Below are 15,478 nucleotides of genomic sequence, written 5' to 3' on the forward strand. Positions count from 1 at the left end.
TTTTATCCTGATGTCTTGCCGGCGTTATCGGGCACATTTTGACGCTGAATCATCATGCCATCTCGAACGGTGATCTGGCATGCCTGCTGATTGGGCCTGCCGTTAATTTCGACAAGACATTCAAAACAAACACCCATCATGCAATAAGGACCACGCGGATCATTTTTTTCGGCAGTGCGGAATTGAACCTTGCCAGCACGCAATAATGCCGCGGCAAGATTATCACCATCAAAAGCGGTTATTGCTTCTCCGTCAAAGTGAAGATGAACAATCTTGCCATTTTGGGGCATTGTCGATTTAAACATTGAACCGCCTCTGGGAAAACCCTTCAAGCTCTGGGCCTAAACCACCCTCGGCAATATAGCCGGCAAGATCGAACGCATGTGCTGCCGATAATGTTACACCGCTATGACAAGATATGGCAAAGGCACCCGGTATCGTTTCAGACTGATCATAAATCGGATAACCATCTTTTGACATCACCCGAAGCGCAGCCCAGCTTCGCACCACCCCAACATCAGCCAAGGCAGGCAGGGTCGCCAATGCACGATCGGCAATCCCGCTAACAATATCGGGGCGAACACTGGTTTCAAATCCGGCATCCTCATGGCTGTCACCGATCATCAATCCACCTTCGTCAGTTTGCCGTAAAAGCAAACTCGGCAATGCAATTTGCTGATCAAGCTTTTCAGTCACGACAATCTGCCCCTTTTGCGGCTTTAGCGATTGCTGCAGACCAACCATTGGGGCAAGTTCGGCATTGGCAAGCCCCGCCGCCAGAACAATTCTTTGACATTCAAAATCACCTTTTTCGGTGCCAACGCGGATGCTATTTCCTGTTTTATCAATTGTGCGAACCGCAGCATTTGCAAGGCAAACACCGCCATTTCTGATTAGACCAGTTTGCAAAGCCCGCATCAGATAGAGCGGGTTCACATGTCCATCATGCTGGCAATAGGCCGCCCCGACAACCTTGGGGCCGATGCCGGGCATAATCTCTTTCAGTGCAGCACGATCAAGCATCTCGAACTGGAACCGGCCATTTTGATGGGCCCGAAGATGATCCAGCTTTTCAAATCTATGCTGCATTTCGGCCTCGCTAAGGCATATGCTAAGGCCACCTTCTTGATGCAGACCCAAGGCGGGGCCGCCGGTTTCCTGCAAGTCCCCGGCCAGCTTTGGCCATAATTCGGATGATCGCATTGTCCAGTCAGCATAGGCCGGAAAATAGGCACCCTTACCCTGCACCCAGACCAGCCCAAAATTACCGCGTGCCGCCCGCAAAGCATTATCTTCAGCGTCAAGCAACAGCACTGACAAGCCACGACGCGACAGCCCATAGCCGATGGCAAGGCCGATCAGACCACCGCCAGCGATAATTGCATCAAAATTGGATTTGGTAATATCGGTCATTGGAACCGCATGATGCTGTATGGTAACAGCGTTTTGTGATCTATATTTTTGGTGATGCAATCAGCGATTATCTCGGCGGTAGCTGGCGCCATGCCCAACCCATAATGCGAATGCCCAAAAGCGGCAATGATATTATTCACACCCGGAATCTTACCAAGACAGGGAAGGCTGTCAGGAAAGCTTGGGCGCGATCCCATCCACTCATCCGGATCAGCACAGTTTAATTGCGGAAAAAGCTTTTTGGCTTGATCAGCAAAACGCCGTGCACGCGCATAATTTGGCGCAGCTTCAAGACCAGCAAATTCAGCCGTACCGGCAACCCTGACACCAGCTTGCATCAAGCTGGCGACATATTTCTGGTCGGCATCCATAACCGAATGATTGATGGTGATACCCGGATTGCGTAATACCAGATGATAGCCACGCTCAGCTTCAAGCGGCAGCTTAATACCAAAGCGTGCCAGCAACTGACATGACCATACGCCGGCGGCCAGCACAATTTTTTTAGCCGAAAACACCCCCTTATCAGTGACCAGCTGGCAACCACTACCCTGATCGGGATGAATTTCGTGGACCTTTGTTTGGATGTGATTGGCACCCTTTGCCAATGCCTTTTCCGCCAAGGCAATTCCAATCCCCGCAGGGTCACTTGCACGCCCCTGATGTTTGATCAGAATTGCCGCCTCAAAATCATCAGCAATATGCGGTTCGATTTCCTTTAGGGCCTGCTTGTCAATCAGTTCGATTGGCACCTGACGCGCCTGACGCAACTGCCAACCGAGATGTTCAAGCGACGCCGCATTTGAATTTCGATAGACATGAACATACATGGAGTCGCGAACCAGCTGTTCTTGTCCGGTTCCGGCAAGCCGTTTTTTATAGGCGGCCACACTGCCCCTGCTTAAGCGGAATAGACCATCAGCAACCGGATCAAGCCGTTCAGACCGCCCTGCCGCCAGAAACCGCAAAACCCATGGCATTAATTTTGGTAAATAGCCGAGGCGGACCGACACCGGCCCTTCTGGGTCGATTAGCCAGCGCGGAACCTGTTTCCACAAGTCCGGCATTGACTGCGGAACACAGGTCCATGGCGAGATGACGCCGGCGTTACCATAGCTGGTTTTACTACATACCGGCGCAGGGTCAAAAATCGTGACCTTCATGCCGCGTTCAACAAGTTCAAGCGCCGTACAGACGCCAATAATGCCTGCCCCAATAACAGCAACATCAATCCTCGTTTCCGGCAGTGTCATCGGTCCGGTTCCCCTTCATACCGATCACCGCGCGATGATGGCGCCGATATCACCAGAAAGCGGATTTCTTCAACCGTCTGATTAACAATTGCATGGGGAGTTTTGGGCGGGATATGCAAGGTCATACCCGGGCCAATCTCAATATGCTGGCCATCCGCAAACTGCATCACCGCGCGCCCCGCCAGCATATAGAAACATTGTTCCGCTTGATTGTGATAATGATGTTTTTCGCTGCAGCCAGGTGCCAGCGTTTCCTCAATCACAAGCAAGCCCGCAGTCTCGACAAGTGGCCAGCCAACACCGCCATTACCCCAATGATAGGCCGTCTGCGTATCACGTGATGCCGGATGCATCAAACCACTCCTGATTTTGGCTCCTGGCTGAAATAACGCGCATATATTTGCCACACCAGCACCGGCGACGCAAAGGCCAGTGAATAGAATGCCGCTGTGGCGCTTGGCGAAACTAAAAGCAAACCAGCAATTGCAAACATGACACGGCTTGGCCCGTTCATCGAAACCAGAAAATAGCCCGCCACCGACGCTGAAATCATGAACACACCCAAAGCACAGGTTATGGTTGTCTGGAAAAATTCGGCATAGGTGAAATAATCATCAAGAACAATCAGCATTGCCGGTGAATAGACAAACACCATCGGCACCAGCAGCTTGCCAATGCCAAGCGAAAAGGCCGACAACCCAGTTTTGAAAGGGTTTGAACCAGCAATACCAGCCGCAGCATAAGCGGAAGCACAAACCGGCGGTGTTATCTCAGAAATCACACCGTAATATAAGACAAAAAGATGCGATGCCAGCGGGGGAACACCGAGTCCTGATAGGGCAGGCTGGGCAACGGTTGCCAACATCACGTAAAGCGCTGTTGTCGGCAAGCCCGCGCCCATTAGGATGCAAGTAATTGCAATTAGAATGAGAGAAATAAACAGCGTAATGTCGTTTAAGGAAAAATCAATTAATGGCACATAGCTAAACCAGCCTTGAATCGTTTCACCCATGCCAAGCGCGCTGTTGGTTACCATGAAGCCCAAGCGAAAACCAAGGCCAGTGGCATTAACGACACCAACGACAATCCCAATTGCCGCACATACCGCTCCAACAGAAAGAGCATACTTCACCCCTTGCGACGCACCAGCCATCAAATCACCTACACCGATACGGTGGTTTGGATTTATAAAGCCAACGACTAGTATGGACGTGATACCCCAAAACGCCGCCATGTGCGGTGAATAGCCAGAAAACAAGACATAAATCAGTACAATAAGAGGGATAGCTGTCATCCAACCTTGCTTGAGCACCGCCAAAAATTGAGGTATCTGTTCAGGGCTAAGGCCTTTAAGGCCTAATTTTTTAGCCTTAAAATGGACAATAGACATAACTCCAATGTAATGCATTGCTGCAGGTACAGCTGCTGCGATAACCACCGTAGTGTATGAAATTTCAAGAAACTCAGCCAAAACAAAAGCTGCGGCTCCCATGATAGGCGGGGTAATTTGTCCACCAGCACTAGCCGCAGCTTCAACGCCACCAGCAAAATGTCCGGGATAACCGCTTTTTTTCATGTTCGGTATGGTTAGTGATCCCGTTGATACGGTATTGGCGATTGATGATCCTGAGATCGTGCCAAACAGCGCCGAAGATACGACCGAAACCTTTGCTAGGCCGCCGGTATATCTGCCGGCAACGACTGTCGCCAAATCAACGAAGAATTGTCCAAGGCCAATGCGCTGAGCCAAAACGCCAAACAGCACAAAATGAAACACCACTGTCGAGACAATCCACAAGGTAACCCCATAGATACCAAGATCTGGAAAATACATGTTATTAACAAAAAGTGACCAGCTCAGACCTGGATGCTTCATGATTTGAATAGGAATTGATTGCCCAAAAATCGCGTACGCTGTGAATAAAAGAATGATGATCGGTACAATTATACCAATCGTTCGCCGTACCGCTTCAAGCAGGACAAAAATCAAAACTGTTCCAAAAAATACATCAATCGGCAAGGGCACACCCATGCGTAGCACTTGTTCAGGAACAACTAAACTGAACCCCAAGAAGTGAAACTCAAACCCATACCAGCTAAAGCCAACATATAGTGACGCCGTCACACCCGCAATCATCAGCAGCCAGTCATAGATTGGCACACCGGAGAAGCTCCACCACGGTTGTTCATTTACCGACCGTTGCCGCAGACGCTTTGACGCAGGAAAAGAAATAAAGATTAAAATAATGACGCCCGACATATGGGCACCCATATGCCAATAATCCACCGGCACACCAATGCCCGATGTCACGTAATGATAAAGTGCAAAAATAATACTGAAGGAGAAAACAAACTTAGCAAGCCATGCGCCAATCGGCCTTGTGGCAAGTGAGTCGTCATATTTGCTCTCAAGAGATAATGCCCGCTCAAGGCTAAACTTTTCCATGACTCTGCGCCCCTGATCGAGAGGTAATATTCAAAATTTGGATTTGTTGGGGCGGCAACTGACCGCCCCAACAGAAATTATGGAATTACATCAAGCCAGCTTCTTTGTAGAAACGCTCGGCGCCAGGATGCAATGGAATCAAAACACCCTTCAACGCTGTTGCTTTCTGGATGGCTTTGCCTTTTGGATGACCTTTATCTAGCAACTTGCGGGTATTGTCGTTCCACAATGCTTTGGTGATCTCATAGATAAGGTCGGCAGGCTGATCGATTGACGTGATAAACTGACCATTCACCGCGACAGTGTTGACGTTATAGCCGATGTTTTCATAAACACCCGCTTCAATGACGTCTTCAACATAGTAAGGAATGATCTGATTGATCGTCTTTTGCTCATCAGCTGAAAAGCTGTAAAGATCAAAGCCTTTGGTTGAACCCAGCTGGATCAGGGATGAAAGCGGTGTACCAGCAGCATAGAAGAACGCGTCGATTTGCCCATCAGCAAGACGCTGTGCGCTTTGTCCAACGTTCAACTCATATTCTTCAGCCTTGATATCATAATGCTTGAGGATCATGCGAACAGACACCTGAGTACCGGAACCTGCCGCAGCCACGCCAACCTTCATACCGTTAAGGTCTTTCAGGCTGTTTAGCTTTGTTCCCTTTTTAAGCACCAAATGCATGCTCTCCGGGTAAAGATTTGCAATGACGCGGATCTTGTCTTTTTTGTTGTCCACAAACTTGCCTTCGCCGTTATAGCTTTGCACAACAGTTTGTGCCCCTGCCAGACCGGCATCAAGCGAGCCTGCTTGAATGGCATTAGCGTTAAAAACCGATGCAGTTGTTGAAACAGCAATCGCAACCAGACCAGGCACACCACAGCTGCCGCCTTTCTCACATGGGCGTGAGCCTGGCGGGTTTGAGATTGCGTTAGCGATCAAACCACCGATCGGGTAATAGGTGCCACCAGTGCCACCGGTGCCAATCCGGAAAAATTTCATGTCCTGCGCCTGAGCCACACTGCCCATTGCAAGCAATGAAACCAAAGCTGTAGCAAATAGCTTGCTTAAATATTTCATGCGTTCCTCCACAATATTTGCGTCTATTAATTTAGCATTTGCAGCTGATTGCCCGTAAGGCATGGTTTCAGCTAAACGCCTAGCCCAACAAATGAAGGGTACACCCCTAATCTAAGCGCGATGCACGACGACAGGGCAATCCCCCAATTGCCTATTCAGCATCACAAAAAAAATGACGCCAATTAACAACAGATTAAATTCCAGAAAATCCATTAGCACAAATTATAAATTATTCTAATTCCATAAGTTTTTCTTATTGGCTATCATATGAATTCTGGCAAATAGAAAAATGGGCACCGCATGATCAGCATATGGCAAATGACAGTAATTCGGGAAATAATGACTGCTGGCTCAATTTCTGCAGCGGCGCGTCAATTGGGGCGTACCCAGCCTGCACTGAGCGCCACCGTTAAAGAAATTGAGCGAAACATGAATTGCCAACTATTTGAGCGTGAAAAAGGTCGTCTAATCCCCATGCCTGAGACCTTTTTCCTGCTCGACAGAGCCACGGCGATTTTAGAACAGGTTGACGACCTTAAACGGCTGTTAAAATCGGGTAATGAAGCAATCCCAAGGAAAATAAATATAAGTTCTATGCCAGTCTTTGGTGATCATTTTTTGCCGGGGATTATTGCTGAATTCTCCAAAGATTATCCACAGGCTAGTTTTCAGGTTGCCGTTCAAGGCTCGCCCGAAGTGATTGCCAGCATGGAGGCACAACGATTTGATGTTGGCCTTGCCGAGCGCGGCGAAGATAGCGATTTAATTCACTGTCGGCATTTTGACGTTGATTGTGTTTGTGCTTTACCAAATGGTGATCCGCTGTTGGCCAAATCAGTGATTGAGCCTGCCGACCTCGCAGGTCGACCATGTGCCAGCTTTCTTCCCGAACATCATATTGCCAAGGCGCTAAAAGCGACTTTTGACAATGCCGGCGCAGCTTTCGATCCAAAATTTCAGATGCAGAATGGTGCTGCCCAATATGAAATTATCGGATCAGGCGCAGGCTTTGGCGTCTTCAGCCCCTTAAATGCCTGGATACATAGACACCTTTGGTCAAATAACAACAACATTGCCTTTCGACGATTTAAACCGCAGATAACTTATCGATTTTCTATCATTACTCCAAAACGTCGGCCGCTATCACGATCGGCAATGGCCTTTGCAGCGACACTTGAGGCTGCAGTCATCAAAATGCTGGCAGAAGCGCAAAGTCACGTTGATGATGGCACGTCGGTCACGTCATAATGATGTCAGTCATAATAACATCGGCGCTTGCCAAATCTACGATATAGGCACGCGCCACCAACGATTAGAATTTAGTTCATCAGCAATAGTGCCATGCCCAGAACAAGGCTTATCAGGCGGCGAAACGGTTTGGCTGCACTGATTACCGCATAGGATGTCAGACCAAGAGCGAGGGCAATTTTGCAAAACGCAAATAATGACAATACAGGCGTCGTGTCGATTGTCAGCAGCTCGGGATGCATCACCATACCAAGCGGGATCAGATAAAGTCCGATACCAAGCGCCATCGCCGTCAGCCCGACCCGCAGCCAGTTTTCACCAACCATGCCAGCAGCGATAAACACCCCACCACAAACGGGCGGCGTGATTGTCGATAAAAGCGCATACCAGAAAACAAACAAATGCACCGTCAATGGTGCCATTCCAAGATCAATCAATGCCGGCCCTGCAACCGAAACACAGATCACATAGGCCGCGGTTGTTGGCACTTCCATGCCAAGGAAAAGACAAGCAAGCGCGGTTAATAATAATGCTGGCCAGATCATTCCGCCCGAAAAAGACAAAATAAGTGATGTCACCTTAATCCCGAGACCGGTTATTCCAAGCACGCCTATGATAATCGATGCGCAAAGAATTATTGACGCGATCATGGCAATCTGGCCGCCGGCTATGACAGCCGCGTCACATATGCGCCCCACGCCCGCACGAAAGCTTATTACCAGTGATCCGTTAATAAATAGCAAAAATGTTGCGGCTAAGATGGCCACTGCGGCGGCATATTGCGGGGTAAAACCGACATACATAAAAAACAAAAGAACGGTAAATGGTATCAAAAAGAAGCTGGCCGTTATCAGCACGTTTCGAAAAGCCGGACGCGCCGCGGGATCAAGCGGGCGCAGTCCGAAACGTATTGCATAAATATCCACCCCAATCCAAACGGCAAAGAAATATAATAGCGCCGGCAGTGCAGCCGCGACAATGATCTCGCCATAGGGGATGCCGGTTAATTCGACCATGACGAACGCGCCTGCGCCCATTAATGGCGGCATGATCTGACCGCCTGATGACGCCACCGCCTCTACCGCCGCCGCGATCCGTTTTGGATAGCCAAGTGAGGTCATCGTTGGCAATGTTACAATACCGGTAGAGGCCACATTTGCCGATGCCGAACCTGATATTGACCCAAATAATGCTGACGATAGAACCGATACTTTTGCCGCGCCCCCTCGCAGCCGCCCTGCCGCCGATGTCGCAACATTCATAAAGCCGGCACCAGCCTCGCCCGCATTCAACATGGCCCCAAAAATAACAAAAATCGCAACGATTGAGACGGAAACACCGGTTAATGTGCCCCAGATACCGCCCTCGGCGATTGTCATTGTGCCAAGAAAGCTGGCAAGCGGCGTTCCCGGATGGCCAAATTCGCCCGGAACATAGTTACCAAACAGCCCATAGAAAAGCGCGATCAAAGCCAGCAGAGGAAGCGGCCAACCAATGGACCTGCGCGCCATTTCCAATACCGTCATCAACAGGATAACTGCAACAAACGTCTGAAACTGATTGGCAAGATAGCCATATTGATCGAGCAGCAAATTGTGATTTACGACAATCCAGAGGCAAGCCGCCATTCCGATGATGGTAAAGCCCCAGTCACAAACGCGCCGCAACCCAATTGATGATTTGAACAGAAAAACCCACGGGATAACCAGCGCCATGTGAAGCGGCCTTGATACAAGATTGGGCACAAGGCCGGAAAAAATGAGCCATAGATGAAACACAACAGATAAAGCCCCAAGCCCAATCCAAATAGATCTTGTTGATTTCAACGGTGCCATCATTGACAGATTTCCAGCTTAATATCCGATAAAAAAGGGCAACCATTATCACCAACGCTTGCCCCTATCATCTTGGTTTCACTGAACCGAAAATGATCAGTGATGTGATGCCAGCTTGGCACCGACCTCTTTATAGTATTTTACGGCGCCCGGATGGATCTCGGTCACAATATTATCAAGCATATCAAGCGATACACCATTCCACCATTTTGCCGCAGAACCCATGGACGCTTTCGCTTCCCAAAAGGTTTTGGTCAAGGCATAGGCTGTCGCGTCATCCATATCTGTTGTGGCAAAGGCGACAACGGGCAATGATGTTGTGGTAATCTCCGACGACTGACCAGCATATGTGCCAGCCGGTATCTCGAGCCGCGTGCGCTTTGACAGTTTGATTTGCTCATCAGATAGAGACAGCACCCTCGCACCGGCAGATGCTGCCGCCTCGATCACATTTGGTGCCGGGTAGGATCCGGCCGTCACAAACCCGTCAATCTGGCCATTCTTTAGCGCAGGAACCGCATTCGATAATTCAACCTCAGCCAGCTTCACCTTGCCTTCAAGGCCAAACAGCTTGAGATATTTTGCGCCTTCTCTCGCACCAAACGACCCCTTGCCAAGCAAAATTGTCTTGCCCTCCATACCGCTGAAATCGGTTACACCTGACGCTTCCGACATCACAAAATGCATGGTCAAAGACGGAATTGGGAACAAAGCCCTGATTTCATTAAAGCGCGGATTTGCCTTATCCTTGAACATCGCCTTGCCACCACGGGCCAGATTGATCAGCGTGGGCGGTGTGGTGAACACATAATTACCTTTACGGCCGATCACTTCCATCACATTTTGAACCGACCCCTGACTCTCTTCGACGGTGACAGTTATGTCGCCCTTCGAGCCTTGCTTCACCCCCTCGGCAATCTGTACCGCCATTTGATAATAGGATGAAGTCGACTTTGCCGATTTATAGGTAACGCGCGTTTCACTTATCGCTTGTGTTGCTGGCACGATCATCGCCGCCGCCAGCAAAATCTTTGCTATCGAATTGAGTTTCATTGTTTTTGCCTCCCAAAATATTTTTAAAACCCTAGCACATTAGGCTAGTGGTTCAATCGCAATATCAAGCCGGCATTTATAACAAGGCCGCGTTGTCATTATTCTTGATACTGCCACGGCAATGCGCTTACAGCGTCAGTCACTATGCCGTTTTAGCCATAAATCAACCGATCCCTTCCAAGGTTATTGGCTGAGAATAAACTTCACTTTTTCATCATGCTGGTTTTATGCTCATGGGATTAGCTTTGCCGCAAATGCGGGTATGTGACGAAAGGGAAATGGCAATGAGCCGAGAACAGGCATTATCCAAAATTGACGAATATTATCACACCGGCGGTTTCGAGGCTGACCTTGCGCGCAGGATCGCTTATAAAACCGAAAGCAACCTTGCCGGATGCGAGGCCGCTTTACAGGCCTATCTTGATGATGATCTCGTGCCATATTTATCCGACCTTGGATTTGATTGTGAAATCTATCCAAACCCGCGCAACGACGCCGGCCCATTTCTGGTGGCGCGGCGCATCGAAGGCGATGATCTACCAACGGTGATGACCTATGGTCATGGCGATGTGGTTGCTGGATACGATACCCAATGGGACAATGGAATGTCGCCATGGCAAATCACCAAGGATGGACAGCGCTGGTATGGCCGCGGCACCGCCGATAATAAGGGCCAGCACACGATTAATATGGCCGCATTGAAAACCGTACTCGAGGCGCGCGGCACGCTTGGCTTCAATGTTGTCATTCTGATTGAAATGGGCGAGGAACGTGGCTCGCCCGGGCTAAAGGATTTCTGTGCCGCCCATCGGGATCTATTCAAGGCCGACGTATTTATTGCGTCTGACGGGCCGCGCATCCACCCCGATAAACCGACCATTTTTATGGGATCTCGTGGGGTATTTAATTTTACCATGCGACTGGATTCGCACGCTGGCGGTCATCATTCCGGGAATTGGGGCGGCCTGCTGACCAACCCCGGCGTGGTCATGGCACATGCGCTTGCCAGCATGATTGATCGAAATGGAAAAATTCTTGTCGAAGGATGGCGCAACACCCAAATCCCAAATTCGGTTCGCGCAGCAATTGCCAAGCTAGAGGTTGGGGGCGGCGAAAACGCACCCGAGATTAACCCAAATTGGGGCGAGCCTGATATGACGCTTGGTGAACGGGTTTTTGCCAGCAACACGTTTGAAGTGCGTGCGTTTGAAACTGGTAATCCGCGATCACCAGCCAATGCTATCCCGCCAAGTGCCGTGGTGTTTGGGCATCTTCGCTATGTTGTTGGCACCGAAGTTAGCCAGTTAATGCCGCTGCTGCGCGCGCATCTCGACAAGCACGGATTCAATGATATCACGATCACCAGCGAGCGCGATCCGATGTATGCTACACGGCTTGATCCCGATCATCCATGGGCGAAATGGGCGCTGAAATCGCTTGGCGAAACGGCCAGTGAGGATATTTCTGTGATGCCAAATCTTGGGGGATCATTGCCCAATGACGTGTTTGCAGATTTGCTTGGATTGCCGACCATCTGGGTGCCGCATTCTTATGCTGGCTGCTCGCAACACGCACCAAACGAGCATATTCTGGAATCAATCACCCAATCGGCGCTACGGCTAATGACTGGGTTATGGTGGGACCTTGGTGCCGGAAACACCCCACGGAACAGCAACTGAGCAAATCTCTTTATCTTTGTCCTAATCTTTACCCATGAGGAAATAATATGTCAGACCTATGTGACATGACCGCTGTCGAATTACGCCGCATGATTGGACGCAAAAACATTTCGCCGGTTGAGCTGCTGGATAGTTGCATTGCCCGGATCGAAGCGACAGATGGGGCGCTTAACGCCGTTGTTACGCGTTCATTTGATCACGCCCGTGACGCGGCAATTGACGCTGAAAAAGCCGTTCTGAGTGGGCAGGAATTGGGTTTGCTACACGGGCTTCCGGTTGGCATCAAAGATCTTGAAGCGACCGCCGGGATCCGCACCACTTTAGGCTCGACACTTTATGCCAATCACATCCCAACCAAGGATCAGGGGTCAGTTGCGAATATTCGCGCCGAGGGCGGTATCATTATCGGCAAGACTAACACACCGGAATTTGGTGCGGGGGCAAATACACGCAATCTTGTATTTGGTGCCACCGGCAATCCTTTCAATCCAGAAAAAACCTGTGGTGGTTCGTCGGGCGGATCAGCGGTTGCGCTTGCCACTGGTATGATGCCGCTTGCCAGCGGATCTGATTATGGGGGCAGCCTGCGCACGCCTGCAGGTTTCTGCGGTGTTGTCGGCATCCGGCCATCTCCGGGGGTTGTTGCAGCAGAAGGGCGGCCGGTTGGCCTGCTTCCTTTTTCCGTTCTCGGGCCGATGGGGCGCACCGTTGACGATGCCTATCTATTGCTGCAGGCACAGATGGGCGTTGATCCGCATGATCCATTTTCAACATCACCTGACATCGATTTATTTGCGCCCCTTGAAGGCGCCGATCTTGGCAGCATCAGGGCAATGATTACGGCCGATCTTGGCGCCGCGCCAATGTCAAAAAGCTATCGGTCGCTTTTCGCCGACCGGGTTGGTGTTTTCGGCCGTCACTTTTCGACTGCGATAGAGGGCAGCCCCGACTTTACCGATGGTGATAACTCATTTGAAGTTTTGCGCGGGGTGAATTTTGTTGCCGCACATGGTGAGCGTGTCCGTCAACACCGCGACAAGCTAAGCCCGAACGTTGTCGATAATGTTGATCGCGGCCTTGCCTATAATCTGGAAGATGTTGCAATCGCACATCTGCAACAAAGCAAGATTGCCCGCAACTGGCTCGATCTCTTTGACGAGGTGGATGTGGTCATTTGTCCAGCCGCATCAACCTCACCATTCCCGCATGATCAATGGTCGGTTACAGAGATTGATGATGTGCAAATGGAAACTTATATGCGCTGGCTGGCGATCACCTATTTGCCAACAATGGCGCTTGCAAGCGCGGTTGTTCTGCCATGCGGGCTAGATGATCATCACATGCCGTTTGGCATCCAGATTCTGGGCGCGCCCGGGCGTGATCGGCTTGTTATTGAGGTTGCAAAAGCGCTCGAGGACGTGCTTGCTGTGAACGAGAAAACCCGTCGCCCTCTTCCCGATATAGCCAATCTGGCAAATGTTGCAAAAGCGGCAGGCTAACGCCTAGCGGGATCAATCCTCATAAAGATGGCATTCGACATAATGCCCTTTTTGAGCTTTTCCGACTGGCGCAATGCCAGAGCAATGCGGCATTGCGTTGGCACAGCGCGGATGAAACGAACAGCCTGTCGGTGGGTCAATCGGATTTGGATAACTGGCGCCTAACTGGTTATTCGGAATCCCCAGATTTGGATCAGGGGTCAGAACTGAATTCAACAGCGCGCGTGTATAGGGGTGCTGCGGATCATTAAACAATTTATCGGTATCGGCGACTTCGACAATACGCCCAAGATACATCACAGCCACCCGCGTTGCGATATGTTCGACCACTGCCAGATTATGACTGATGATAATATATGTTAAATTCAACTCATCGCGCAGGTCGTTCAACAGGTTCAATATCTGCGACTGCACCGAGACATCCAGCGCCGATGTTGGCTCGTCACACACGACAATTTGTGGCCGGTTGACCAGCGCACGGGCAATTGCCACGCGCTGGCGCTGGCCGCCCGATAACTGATTTGGAAAGGCATTACGAAGGCGCGGCGGCAACCCCACCAGCTCCATCGTTTCCTCGACTCGCCGTTGCATACTGTCCAGATCAGCAACGCCCTGCACCTTCATCGGCAACGCGATGATAGAGCCGATCGTCTTTCGCGGATTGAGCGACGAATATGGGTCTTGAAAGATAGGCTGCACAGTTCGCGCCAACTCGAGCCGCGGCACATCATTGATCGGCTTGCCACATAGCTCAACCGTGCCCGATGATTGTGGCAACAGACCAAGCAGCATTTTGGCAAGCGTCGTTTTTCCACAACCCGACTCGCCAACAAGTGCCAGAACCTCGCCGCGCGCAACCGTCAGATTTACCCCATTCACTGCCTTGAGCTGTTGCTTTCCCCGAAACATACCGCGTGAAATAGAGAAGTTCCGGGTTACATCCTTTGCATCAATCATTAGTTCAGCCATCATGCCACCTCACTTTTTGCCAGTGTTTTAGCATCATGGATGCAGCGATAAGCCTGTGTTTTACCTTTTGGGTCACGCAGCGAAATATCACTCTGACGACACGCATCGCTGGCCATATCGCAGCGATCAGCAAACCTGCAGCCAGTAAATTCGCCAATCAGCGACGGCACCATACCCGGGATTGACCCAAGTGGCGTACCGCGCTTGGTTTTTCCCGGCACCGGAATACAACGCATAAGCCCGCGGGTATAAGGGTGAAGCGGGTTTTCAAAAATCTGCTGCGCCGTGCCCTGCTCGACGATTTGGCCCGCATACATCACCGCAACACGGGTCGCAATTCGCGCCACCACGCCAAGATCATGTGTGATCAGCATCAGCCCCATATCAAATTCATTTTGCAGGTCTTTCAACAACAACAGGATCTGCGCCTGAATCGTCACATCAAGCGCCGTTGTCGGCTCGTCAGCGATAATCAATTCCGGTTCACATAAAAGCGTCATGGCAATCATAACCCGTTGACGCAACCCACCAGATAATTGATGCGGATATTGACCAAGCCGCTGATCGGCCGCAGTGATGCCAACCTTTTCCAGCATACGCTTTGCCAGATCGCGCGCCTCATCACCTGATATGGTGCGATGACGGTGCAATGTCTCGATCATCTGATTGCCTATGGTAAAGGCCGGGTTCAGACTGGTCATTGGCTCTTGGAAAATCATTCCCATCTTGTTACCCCGAATATCCGACATTTGTTTCTCGGAATAATCAAGGATACTCGTGCCCGCCAGATCAAGCTGTCGTAGCCTCCGGATCGCTTTTTTGGGCAACAGATCCATTATCGCCAACGAGGTCAATGATTTGCCACAACCAGACTCACCAACGATGCACAGCGTCTCACCCTTATCCACATGAATATTGAGGTCGTCTACTGCATGCAGCACGCCCTCGGCGAGGGGAATATCCACCGATAGATTTTTGACCTCAAGCACTCGATCAGGCATCCCC

Annotated in this window: 13 protein-coding genes; 3 read left to right on the top strand and 10 right to left on the bottom strand. The window is 50.4% G+C overall.

Features of this window, described 5'->3' with window-relative positions; all coding sequences use genetic code 11:
* Nucleotides 1–2: 2 nt before the first annotated feature.
* The 6 genes from AB8881_04505 to AB8881_04530 form a co-directional block, all read right to left on the bottom strand.
* The gene (locus AB8881_04505; GenBank protein XDZ64149.1) at nucleotides 3–305 is read right to left on the bottom strand and encodes a (2Fe-2S)-binding protein; all 303 of its coding nucleotides are present in this window, start codon (nucleotides 303–305) and stop codon (nucleotides 3–5) included.
* Nucleotides 298–1,413: an NAD(P)/FAD-dependent oxidoreductase gene (locus AB8881_04510; protein ID XDZ64150.1), complete on the bottom strand. Its 1,116-nt coding sequence runs from the start codon at nucleotides 1,411–1,413 to the stop codon at nucleotides 298–300. The genes AB8881_04505 and AB8881_04510 overlap by 8 nt, the downstream gene beginning before the upstream one ends.
* Nucleotides 1,410–2,666: an NAD(P)/FAD-dependent oxidoreductase gene (locus tag AB8881_04515; GenBank protein ID XDZ64151.1), complete on the bottom strand. Its 1,257-nt coding sequence runs from the start codon at nucleotides 2,664–2,666 to the stop codon at nucleotides 1,410–1,412. The genes AB8881_04510 and AB8881_04515 overlap by 4 nt, the downstream gene beginning before the upstream one ends.
* Nucleotides 2,663–3,019: a cupin domain-containing protein gene (locus AB8881_04520; GenBank protein XDZ64152.1), complete on the bottom strand. Its 357-nt coding sequence runs from the start codon at nucleotides 3,017–3,019 to the stop codon at nucleotides 2,663–2,665. Before AB8881_04520 ends, AB8881_04515 begins: the two co-directional genes overlap by 4 nt.
* Nucleotides 3,019–5,112: a TRAP transporter permease gene (locus tag AB8881_04525; GenBank protein ID XDZ64153.1), complete on the bottom strand. Its 2,094-nt coding sequence runs from the start codon at nucleotides 5,110–5,112 to the stop codon at nucleotides 3,019–3,021. The genes AB8881_04520 and AB8881_04525 overlap by 1 nt, the downstream gene beginning before the upstream one ends.
* An 85-nt stretch (nucleotides 5,113–5,197) precedes the next feature.
* Complete coding sequence (locus AB8881_04530) at nucleotides 5,198–6,190, bottom strand: TAXI family TRAP transporter solute-binding subunit (GenBank protein ID XDZ64154.1); 993 nt, start codon at nucleotides 6,188–6,190, stop codon at nucleotides 5,198–5,200.
* 318 nt (nucleotides 6,191–6,508) lie between these two features.
* Between AB8881_04530 and AB8881_04535 the strand changes: the two genes are divergently transcribed.
* A complete protein-coding gene (locus tag AB8881_04535; GenBank protein XDZ64155.1) occupies nucleotides 6,509–7,438 on the top strand; it encodes a LysR family transcriptional regulator in 930 nt (309 codons plus the stop codon).
* Between the two features lie 71 nt (nucleotides 7,439–7,509).
* Here AB8881_04535 and AB8881_04540 read toward each other — a convergent pair whose 3' ends face one another.
* Both AB8881_04540 and AB8881_04545 read right to left on the bottom strand, forming a co-directional pair.
* Nucleotides 7,510–9,273, bottom strand: a complete 1,764-nt coding sequence (locus AB8881_04540; GenBank protein XDZ64509.1) for a TRAP transporter permease — start codon at nucleotides 9,271–9,273, stop codon at nucleotides 7,510–7,512.
* A 96-nt stretch (nucleotides 9,274–9,369) separates the two neighbouring features.
* The gene (locus AB8881_04545) at nucleotides 9,370–10,326 is read right to left on the bottom strand and encodes a TAXI family TRAP transporter solute-binding subunit (GenBank protein XDZ64156.1); all 957 of its coding nucleotides are present in this window, start codon (nucleotides 10,324–10,326) and stop codon (nucleotides 9,370–9,372) included.
* Between the two features lie 284 nt (nucleotides 10,327–10,610).
* On the opposite strand from AB8881_04545, the gene AB8881_04550 reads away from it, so the two are divergent.
* Together AB8881_04550 and AB8881_04555 are read left to right on the top strand one after the other, a co-directional pair.
* Nucleotides 10,611–12,005, top strand: coding sequence for a M20 family metallopeptidase (locus tag AB8881_04550; GenBank protein ID XDZ64157.1), 1,395 nt, complete (start codon nucleotides 10,611–10,613; stop codon nucleotides 12,003–12,005).
* Between the two features lie 47 nt (nucleotides 12,006–12,052).
* On the top strand, nucleotides 12,053–13,504 hold the full coding sequence (locus AB8881_04555) for an amidase (protein XDZ64158.1): 1,452 nt from the start codon (nucleotides 12,053–12,055) through the stop codon (nucleotides 13,502–13,504).
* A 12-nt stretch (nucleotides 13,505–13,516) separates the two neighbouring features.
* Here the strand turns inward: AB8881_04555 and AB8881_04560 are convergent, their stop codons facing one another.
* Together AB8881_04560 and AB8881_04565 are read right to left on the bottom strand one after the other, a co-directional pair.
* Nucleotides 13,517–14,476 (bottom strand): ABC transporter ATP-binding protein, encoded by a 960-nt coding sequence (locus tag AB8881_04560; GenBank protein ID XDZ64159.1) that lies wholly within the window; start codon nucleotides 14,474–14,476, stop codon nucleotides 13,517–13,519.
* Entirely contained in the window at nucleotides 14,473–15,474 is a 1,002-nt protein-coding gene (locus AB8881_04565; protein ID XDZ64160.1) for an ABC transporter ATP-binding protein, read from the bottom strand. Before AB8881_04565 ends, AB8881_04560 begins: the two co-directional genes overlap by 4 nt.
* Between the last annotated feature and the right edge of the window lie 4 nt (nucleotides 15,475–15,478).

The organism is Alphaproteobacteria bacterium LSUCC0396 (genome assembly GCA_041228345.1).
Taxonomy (GTDB): domain Bacteria; phylum Pseudomonadota; class Alphaproteobacteria; order Puniceispirillales; family Puniceispirillaceae; genus UBA3439.